This is a genomic window from Candidatus Pelagibacter sp. HIMB1715, from assembly GCF_052047595.1.
GTDB lineage: Bacteria > Pseudomonadota > Alphaproteobacteria > Pelagibacterales > Pelagibacteraceae > Pelagibacter.
Genome location: NZ_JBNAJY010000026.1, coordinates 20,903 through 29,101 on the forward strand (window position 1 = coordinate 20,903; position 8,199 = coordinate 29,101).

10 protein-coding genes are annotated in these 8,199 nt (G+C 29.6%); 1 reads left to right on the top strand and 9 read right to left on the bottom strand.

Annotated elements, in window-relative coordinates; genetic code table 11:
• From crtI to ACTTAY_RS06340, 9 genes are read right to left on the bottom strand one after another with little or no spacing between them, the layout of a single operon-like run.
• On the bottom strand, positions 1-1,461 hold the full coding sequence (crtI, locus tag ACTTAY_RS06300) for a phytoene desaturase family protein (RefSeq protein ID WP_440672781.1): 1,461 nt from the start codon (positions 1,459-1,461) through the stop codon (positions 1-3).
• Positions 1,462-1,500: 39 nt separating this feature from the next.
• Positions 1,501-2,013, bottom strand: a complete 513-nt coding sequence (locus ACTTAY_RS06305) for a F0F1 ATP synthase subunit B family protein (RefSeq protein WP_440672782.1) — start codon at positions 2,011-2,013, stop codon at positions 1,501-1,503.
• Positions 1,988-2,578, bottom strand: a complete 591-nt coding sequence (locus ACTTAY_RS06310; RefSeq protein ID WP_075506409.1) for a F0F1 ATP synthase subunit B family protein — start codon at positions 2,576-2,578, stop codon at positions 1,988-1,990. The genes ACTTAY_RS06305 and ACTTAY_RS06310 overlap by 26 nt, the downstream gene beginning before the upstream one ends.
• Positions 2,579-2,582: 4 nt before the next feature.
• Positions 2,583-2,810: a F0F1 ATP synthase subunit C gene (locus tag ACTTAY_RS06315; RefSeq protein WP_006997791.1), complete on the bottom strand. Its 228-nt coding sequence runs from the start codon at positions 2,808-2,810 to the stop codon at positions 2,583-2,585.
• 17 nt (positions 2,811-2,827) lie between these two features.
• Positions 2,828-3,562 carry a F0F1 ATP synthase subunit A gene (locus ACTTAY_RS06320; RefSeq protein WP_075506408.1) on the bottom strand — a complete coding sequence of 245 codons (735 nt, stop codon included), beginning with the start codon at positions 3,560-3,562 and terminating at the stop codon, positions 2,828-2,830.
• Positions 3,563-3,571: 9 nt separating this feature from the next.
• On the bottom strand, positions 3,572-3,847 hold the full coding sequence (locus tag ACTTAY_RS06325; RefSeq protein WP_075506407.1) for an AtpZ/AtpI family protein: 276 nt from the start codon (positions 3,845-3,847) through the stop codon (positions 3,572-3,574).
• A 9-nt stretch (positions 3,848-3,856) separates the two neighbouring features.
• On the bottom strand, positions 3,857-6,430 hold the full coding sequence (locus ACTTAY_RS06330; RefSeq protein WP_440672783.1) for a chromosome segregation SMC family protein: 2,574 nt from the start codon (positions 6,428-6,430) through the stop codon (positions 3,857-3,859).
• Positions 6,431-6,438: 8 nt separating this feature from the next.
• On the bottom strand, positions 6,439-7,017 hold the full coding sequence (locus ACTTAY_RS06335; RefSeq protein WP_440672784.1) for a thioredoxin domain-containing protein: 579 nt from the start codon (positions 7,015-7,017) through the stop codon (positions 6,439-6,441).
• Positions 7,014-7,502 carry a DUF721 domain-containing protein gene (locus tag ACTTAY_RS06340; RefSeq protein ID WP_440672785.1) on the bottom strand — a complete coding sequence of 163 codons (489 nt, stop codon included), beginning with the start codon at positions 7,500-7,502 and terminating at the stop codon, positions 7,014-7,016. The genes ACTTAY_RS06335 and ACTTAY_RS06340 overlap by 4 nt, the downstream gene beginning before the upstream one ends.
• On the opposite strand from ACTTAY_RS06340, the gene ACTTAY_RS06345 reads away from it, so the two are divergent.
• On the top strand, positions 7,503-8,199 hold a 697-nt coding region (locus ACTTAY_RS06345; protein ID WP_440672786.1), incomplete at its 3' end, for an A/G-specific adenine glycosylase.

Below are 8,199 nucleotides of genomic sequence, written 5' to 3' on the forward strand. Positions count from 1 at the left end.
CTAGATCAATTTATCTAATACTTTTGCTGATGAAAGTACTCCTGGTACTCCCGCACCTGGGTGAGTTCCAGCACCAACAAAATATAAACCATCATAAATCTCTGATTTATTATGAAATCTAAAATAAGCTGATTGAGTGAATTTAGGCTGAATTGAAAAGCCTGATCCATATTTTGTATTTAGTTCTTTCTCAAAATAATCAGGTGTAAGATAAAAGTCTGATACAATATTATCTCTAAGATTTGGCATTAAATCATTTTCCATTTTATCAACCACAAGATTTTTCATTTTTTCACCTTCTATTTGCCAATCTATATTTGATTGATTATTTGGAACTGGCACCAATACATAAAAACAATCACTACCCTCAGGAGCCATGCTCTTATCTGTTGCAGAAGGTCTATGTAGATAATAGCTAATATCGTTATTTAATTTTTTATAATCAAAAATATCATCCAGATGTTCTTTATATTTGTTTCCAAATTTAATTGTGTGATGCTCAACGTTTTCATAGACTTTTTTGGTTCCAAAATAATAAACAAATAAACCCATTGAGTAATCCATCCTCTTTTGTTTCCAATCAAACAGCATTGAATTTTTTAAGTTTTTACTAGTCATCTTTTCATAAAAAGCAGGAGGGTCGGCATTACAAATAACATTATCAGCTTCTATAATCTCTTCATTTTCAACTACAACACCAGTAATTTTATTATTTTTAGTAATAATTTCTTTTACCTCAGTATTTTTTACTATTTCGATTTTTATTTCCTCCATTAACTTTTCAAATCCTTTAATTATATTTCCCGTACCACCCATTGAATAATGAATGCCCCATTTTTTTTCTAAATAAAGAATTAGCCCATAAATTGAGGTAGTTGTGAACGGATTACCACCAACCAAAAGTGGATGCATACTAAGCATCCTTCTTAATTTTTCATTTTTTACATAAGACGATACTAATGAATAAACTGATTTATAACTCTTAAGTTTTAATAATGCTGGCAGCTGTTTCATCATAAAAAAGGGTCTATCAAATGGAACATCTGCAAGTTCTAAAAATCCTTTCTCAAAAATTTTTTTGGTAAAATTTACTAAATCTTCATACCCCTTAACATCTTCTTGATTTAAATTTTCGATTTGTTTTTTCATTTCTATTTCATCACCTGAGTAATTAAATTTAGTTTGGTCCTCAAAAACAAATTGATACCAAATTTTAAGTGGGGTTAGTTTTATGTAGTCCTCAGGATTTTTATCAAACAAACTGAATAGTTCGTTAATTAAATATGGAGCTGTTATTACTGTTGGCCCAGCATCAAAGGTAAAACCATCTTTTTTGAAAACTCTGGCTCTTCCACCTAGATCTGAATGTTTTTCTATTAATTTTACTTTATGTCCTTTGGCTCTTAGTCTTATTGCTGCAGCAATACCACCAAATCCAGAACCAATAACTATACAATTCATTGCTGTAATTTATAGTTTTTTCAGGAAATTGTAACCGTATTATGAGTTTATTTTTTTTAGCTGTTCTTTAGTTTCTTCTAAATTTTTTTGAAATACAGCATCCAGTTTAGATTTATCAACTGATGTGGTTATGATTTTTTTTACTGAGTCTACCGCTATTTTGATTGAAGCATCTTTTATTTCTTTCAATGCAGCCTCTTTCATTTGGCTAATTTTATTTTCAGCCAAACTTTTTTTAATTTCTGATGATTTATGAAATTTATCGTTTAAATCTATTATTAATTTATCCGACTCTTTTTTTGCATTTTCCAAAATTTCATTACTTACTGAAGTAGCGGTATCTAATTTTTTTTGAGCATTATCGAGTAAAGTTTTTGCTTCTGTTCTCAATTTTTCACTTTCATCTATCTCATTTTTGATATCAGAAATCATACCATCAAGCATTTGAGAAATTTTTTGTGGAATTTTAAAGTAAACTAAAACCCCGATGAAGATTACAAATGAAATAGCTACCCAGAAAGTTGCATCAATTGCCATAGTATTTATCTCCATTTCTTCTAGATAGATCGTCAACAATTGCTGAAATACTGCTATTATTTACTTCAGCACCAATAAGTTTCTGAAGTAACTCAGATGACGTTTCTATAGCAATTTTATTTATTTTGTCAGGCGCATTATCTCTTAAAGCTTGGATTTCTTTTTCCGCTTTAGCTATTTCGTCATCTATTTGTTTATCAAGAACGTCTCTTTTAGCGTTTATATCTTTGACTGCCTTTTCTCTAGCTTGATTAAACATAGCATTAGCTTCAGTTTTGCTTTTTAAAATTATTTGATCATATTCTTTAAGCTTGGTCTCACTATCTTCCCTTTGTTTTTCAGCTGCCTCAATATTTTCTAGAATTTGAGATTTTCTAGACTCTAAGTTGTTACTAATTTTTGGAAGAATTAATTTAGATAAAACCAAATACATTATCCCAAAAGTAAGCACCAACCAGAAAATCTGAGAAACCCAAAACTCTGGATTTAATTGAGGCATACCTCCACTTTCAGCGGCAAAAGCTTCTTTAATAAAAAAGAAGCTTAAAAATATTAGATGAAGATATATTTTTTTGACCATTTACTTAAAACGCAAATAAAATAATCAATGCAACAACTAATCCAAATAATCCTGTTGCTTCAGCAAGTGCAAAACCTAAAAGTAGGTTAGGAAATTGTTTCTGAGCTGCTGATGGGTTTCTCATAGCACCTGATAAATAATTTCCAAAAATTATTCCAATACCAACACCGGCACCAGCTAAAGCTATTGCTGCTAAACCTGCTCCGATCATTTTTGCTGCTTCTAATTCCATTATATCCTCCTCTGTTATTAATGGTGTAAATTTAATGCATCATTTAAATAGATGCAGGTTAAAATTGCAAAAACATATGCTTGAAGAAAAGCAACTAATATCTCCAAACCAGTTAATGCAACCGAAAAACTTAGTGGAAGCCATCCACCAACTATTCCAAGACTAATTACAAAGCCTCCGAAAACTTTCATCATCGTGTGACCAGCCATCATATTTGCAAATAATCTAACTGATAGACTTATTGGTCTACTTAAATAAGAAATAATTTCAATAACTACTATTAAAGGAAGTAATACTGCTGGTACTCCACTTGGTACAAATAATTTTAAATATCCAAAACCATGTTTAATAAATCCAATTACTGTTACGCCAATAAAGATAAATGCAGCAAGAACAAATGTAACGATAATATGACTAGTTACAGTGAATGTGTAGGGTATCATTCCAAACATGTTGCAGAATAAAACAAACATGAACAATGAAAAAATAAATGCAAAATATGGTTTTGCTTTAGAACCAGCTGTATCACTAATCATTTTAGCAACAAAGGTGTAGCTAAGTTCCGCTAATAATTGAATTTTATTTGGTAAGATTGAATTTTTCTTAGATCCTAAATTAAAAATTAATAAAATAGAAACTGTACTTATAATCATAAACAAACTCGCGTTTGTAAAAGATATATCAAATGCTCCAACTTTTATTTCAGGTCCAATTCTATAAACATCGAATTGGGACATCGGGTTTGCTGCCATAGTACTAACTTATTTTTGCATCTTTTTTGCTGATCTAATCACGTTTGTTATTCCAGCGATCACCCCAACAAAAAAAAATATTAATATAAACCAGGGTTTAGTACCAAAGGTCTTGTCAAAAATAAACCCAATAATTGTCCCGACGGCCACTGCAGAAACAAGTTCTGTGCTCAATTTGAATGCAGTTCCTATAGGCGAGGGATTATCCTTCTTGTTATAAAGATTTTTCTTGGAAATCTTGCTTTTTGCAATCTCTAAGCGAGTTTTAAAAGGGTCTTTTGCCATTTATTCTGGTTAAGCAACCATACTTTCTGCTTTTTGAAGGTCTACAGCAACCAATTGGCTTATCCCTTTTTGTGGCATAGTTACTCCATATAACCTGTTCATTTTAGACATTGTTAAGGCGTGGTGAGTAACAATAATAAATTTAGTGTTAGTAATTTTAATTAATTCCTCAAGCAAGTTACAAAATCTTGTTACGTTAGCATCATCAAGGGGGGCGTCTACCTCATCCAAAACACAAATTGGAGAAGGGTTTGTTAAAAATACTGCAAATATTAAAGATAGGGCAGTTAAGGCCTGTTCACCTCCAGATAGCAAAGTTATAGATTGAAGGCGTTTTCCTGGAGGACTGACTAACATTTCTAAACCAGCTTCTAATGGATCATCAGAATCTACTAATTCAAGCTTGGCATTTCCTCCATTAAAAAGTTTTGTATAAACCTCATTAAATTTTCTGTTAACTTTTTCAAATGCCTCAACAAGTCTTTCCCTTCCTTTTTGATTGAGCTCATTAATACTGTCTTTAAGTTTAACTATTGCAGTAACAAGGTCACTACGATCTTGTTCCATTTTTTTTATTTCTTCTTCATATTTACTAGTTTCTTCATCTGCTTTTAAATTAACTGAACCTAATTGATCCCTCTCTTGTTTCTTTTTATCTAAAGCATCTTCTTGATCAATATGATTTGGAAGTTCTTCAACTCCAAATAAATTTGAATTTTCTAAAATATTTTCTTCAGTTAAATTTAATTCTGTATTTATTCTATCAAGCAAATCATTTTTTCTTTTTTGTAAACCTTCAACAGTTGCACCTGAGCTTGCTTTTCTTTCTCTAATTTGAATAGATTGTTCTTGGATTTCATTTAATTGTGCTCTTAGCGTTTCAATTTTTTTATCAGTTTCTTCTATTATTTTTTCATTATCAATTTTTTCTTCATCTGAAATTCTCAAATTTTCTGAAATTTGACCTTTTCTTTCCGCTTGAACTCTTGGTTGATTTTCTAAATCATTTAATTGTTTAGACAATTTATTTTTTCTTTCAGTTAATTCATTAACCATTTTTTCTGAATTAGATAAAAGATTTTTCCAGCTTGCTATTTCAGTCTCTATAGTTTTTATTCTTTCATTTCTTTTGACAGATTCATTTTTTATTGATTGATTTTTACTATATGCATCAGCATATTTTTCTTGAAGTATTTTTATATTTTGAGATTTCTCATTTACACTTAATAGCTCTGTTCTTGATTTTTCATTTTTTAAATCATTAATAAAATTGTCTAATTCCATATTACATCTATCGAGTAATGTAACTGCTTGATTTATCTCATTACTATCAATTAATTCTTTTGCTCTAGTAATTGAATTTTTTACATTCTTTATAGGACCAATGCTTATTTTAATTGTATCGTCAGCTAAATTATTAACAACTTCGTCAACTTCTTTTTGCTCTCTTTCAAGTTCATTTTTTGCATTTTCTAGATCTTCGTTTGATAACTTTTCTGTTTCAAAATATTTTGAATCTACTTCAATTAAGTCTGACTTTTCTTCCTTTAATCTTTTTTCATTAGAGTTAGCATCAATAATAATTCCTTTTTCTCTTGCTATATCTTCATCTAAAGTTTGGATTGATTTTTTAATACCTTCAATCTCGTCTTGAATCCTAGTATTTTCCTCATCGAGGCTCTGAAGTTCTAAATTCAATCTTTGTATTCTAGATAAATTCTCAATATTTTTTTCTCTTAGTGGTGCAACCTTATCTGTTGAGATTTTTATTAAGTTTTCAAGCTCAGATATCTGGTTGTTAAAACCTTCTACTTCACCTTCCGCTTCAGCATTGATTTCATTCTCAACTTTAATTTCCTTATCAATTTCCAATAATCTCAAATAATATAATCCAGCTTCTATTTTTTTTATTTCTTCTGAAATTAATTTGTATTTTGTAGCTTCTTCTGCTTGCTTTTGAAGATTTGCCAATTGTTTTTCTTGCTGCCTTCGTAATTCATCAGCTCTTTTTAAATTATTTTCGGCTGCGCCAAGTCTAAGTTCAGCTTCATGTCTTCTTACATGTAAACCAGAAATTCCAGCAGCCTCCTCTAGTATTGCTCTTCTGTCAGTAGGTTTTGCTGTCACTAAAGCTCCAATTCTTCCTTGACTAATCATAGAAGGAGAATGTGCGCCCGTTGAAAGATCTGCAAAAAACATTTGAGCATCTCTTGCCCTTACTTCTTTATCATTAATATAAAATTTAGAACCCTTATCTTTTTCAATTTTTCGTCTAACTTGAATGTTTTCTAATTCACGATACTGAATGGGACCTTCTTTTTCTTTGTTCTCTACTTCTATCGAAACTTCAGCAATATTTTTTGATGCTTTATTAGATGTACCTGAAAAAATTACATCTTCCATTCCTGAACCCCTCATACTTTTTGCAGAGGTTTCTCCCATTACCCATCTTAAAGATTCTACTATGTTAGACTTTCCACAGCCGTTAGGACCAACTATTCCAGTAAGACCTTCTTCTATTAAGAAATTAGTTTTTTCAGCAAATGATTTAAATCCATTTAATTGGATTTTTTTAAACTCCATGCACTAACTTATATCATTTTTTCTAGTGCTTTTTTCAAATTTTTATAATTAAGTTTTTTTTCGAATTTTTCGTTGTTTATTATTATCGTAGGGGTTGCGTTTACTTTGAAATTTTTTGCACCCTCTATTCGGTCATTTAACACAAAATCCTCAATATTTTTGTTATTCACACAAGATTCAAAATCGATGGAGAAACCTTCATTTTTTAAAAATATTTGAAGATTTTTATTTGCTTCTTCAATAGAGCTTCCTTTAACCCATTTTTGTTGGTTAGCATATAAACTTTCCAAAATATCAGCATTACCATCATTTTTACATTGGGCAATTTTTGAAGCGTTGAAGGCGGCAATATCTAAAGGAAAGTGTCTAAACTCTATTTTAGCAAGCCCTGTGTCCAGATATTCTTTTTTAAGTTCTGGATAAACGTCTTTATGAAAATTTGCACAATGGCTACAAGTTAGCGACTCGAACGCAATTATAGTTATTTTTGCGTCTTTATTTCCAACGATAATTCTTTTTACTTCTTCAGCATTTAAATTTGAAAAGCTTCCCAAAACAATTATGGCAAGTAATATAATTTTTTTCATTTTTCTTTATAAACTTTTGTTAATTCTGTTAATGATTTTTTAATTTTTTCGTTTTTAACATCTTTAATTTTATCTCGATATTTACTAATTGCCACATTATTAGAATTAATTTCATTTAAACTGCTAGTTTTTTGTTCGTCATCAAAGCTAATAAATTTAAGCTTTTCAACAACATCGTAGCCAAAAAAATTATTCATTTTGTCCAAAATATTTTTTTTTGAATATTCTACATCTACTTCATGGCCCCTCTTAACCATTACAACCAAAGTACTCACACCAAATCGATTTGAGTTTTTGAATGTTTTTGGGAAACAGACTTTAAACAATTCATTCCCAACTAAATATTTCCAATTACTGAGTGTTTCTGAATATATATGACCTTTTTTGTTAATAATTTTTTTTACATTTTTTGGCAAAGTGTCTTTGAAAGATCTTAACCCTTGAATGCTAGTATTTCTCTGCTTAGTATTATTTTTAAATTGCATATGAAAGATCTAATAATAACAAATAAAATACTCAATTGGTACGATATAAATAAGAGATCTTTACCTTGGAGAAATAAGGTTTCACAAGAAAAGAAACAATACTTTACATTGGTTAGCGAGTTCATGTTGCAACAAACTCAGGTTGCTACTGTGATACCTTATTTTAATAGATTTATTAAAAATATTCCTAATATTGAAAAGTTATCAAAATATAATGATAGAAAATTAATCAAACTTTGGGAAGGTCTTGGATACTATTCAAGAGTTAAAAATTTAAAAAAAACTGCTCAAATAATTGTTAAAAAATTCAATAAAAAAATACCTAGAGATTTTTATGAATTAAAATCATTACCAGGTATTGGTGATTATACAGCAAGTGCAATTTCAGCAATTGCATTCAACAAACCAATAATTCCTTTAGATGGAAACATTGAAAGAGTATTAAAAAGATACTTATATTTAAAGAAACAAAGTCAAATTAAAAAAGAATTCTTACAAGATCAAAAAAAAATTTTTGGCACATCGACAAAAAGATCAAGCGATTATGCTCAAGCTTTGATGGAACTGGGTGCATTAATTTGTAAACCTACAAACCCTACTTGCAATAAATGTCCACTATCTAATAATTGCAAAGCATTTAAAAATAAAAATTTTGATTTAGTGAAATTCAAGAAAATTAACAAGGAAACATATTATA

What these genes read in the sequence shown, in the direction of transcription:
- ACTTAY_RS06340 (WP_440672785.1), bottom strand. Translation starts at nt 7,502, where the DNA reads ATGCAATTTAAAAATAATACTAAGCAGAGAAATACTAGCATTCAAGGG.
- ACTTAY_RS06315 (WP_006997791.1), bottom strand. Translation starts at nt 2,810, where the DNA reads ATGGAATTAGAAGCAGCAAAAATGATCGGAGCAGGTTTAGCAGCAATA.
- crtI (WP_440672781.1), bottom strand. Translation starts at nt 1,461, where the DNA reads ATGAATTGTATAGTTATTGGTTCTGGATTTGGTGGTATTGCTGCAGCA.
- ACTTAY_RS06335 (WP_440672784.1), bottom strand. Translation starts at nt 7,017, where the DNA reads ATGAAAAAAATTATATTACTTGCCATAATTGTTTTGGGAAGCTTTTCA.
- ACTTAY_RS06305 (WP_440672782.1), bottom strand. Translation starts at nt 2,013, where the DNA reads ATGGAGATAAATACTATGGCAATTGATGCAACTTTCTGGGTAGCTATT.
- ACTTAY_RS06320 (WP_075506408.1), bottom strand. Translation starts at nt 3,562, where the DNA reads ATGGCAGCAAACCCGATGTCCCAATTCGATGTTTATAGAATTGGACCT.
- ACTTAY_RS06325 (WP_075506407.1), bottom strand. Translation starts at nt 3,847, where the DNA reads ATGGCAAAAGACCCTTTTAAAACTCGCTTAGAGATTGCAAAAAGCAAG.
- ACTTAY_RS06330 (WP_440672783.1), bottom strand. Translation starts at nt 6,430, where the DNA reads ATGGAGTTTAAAAAAATCCAATTAAATGGATTTAAATCATTTGCTGAA.
- ACTTAY_RS06310 (WP_075506409.1), bottom strand. Translation starts at nt 2,578, where the DNA reads ATGGTCAAAAAAATATATCTTCATCTAATATTTTTAAGCTTCTTTTTT.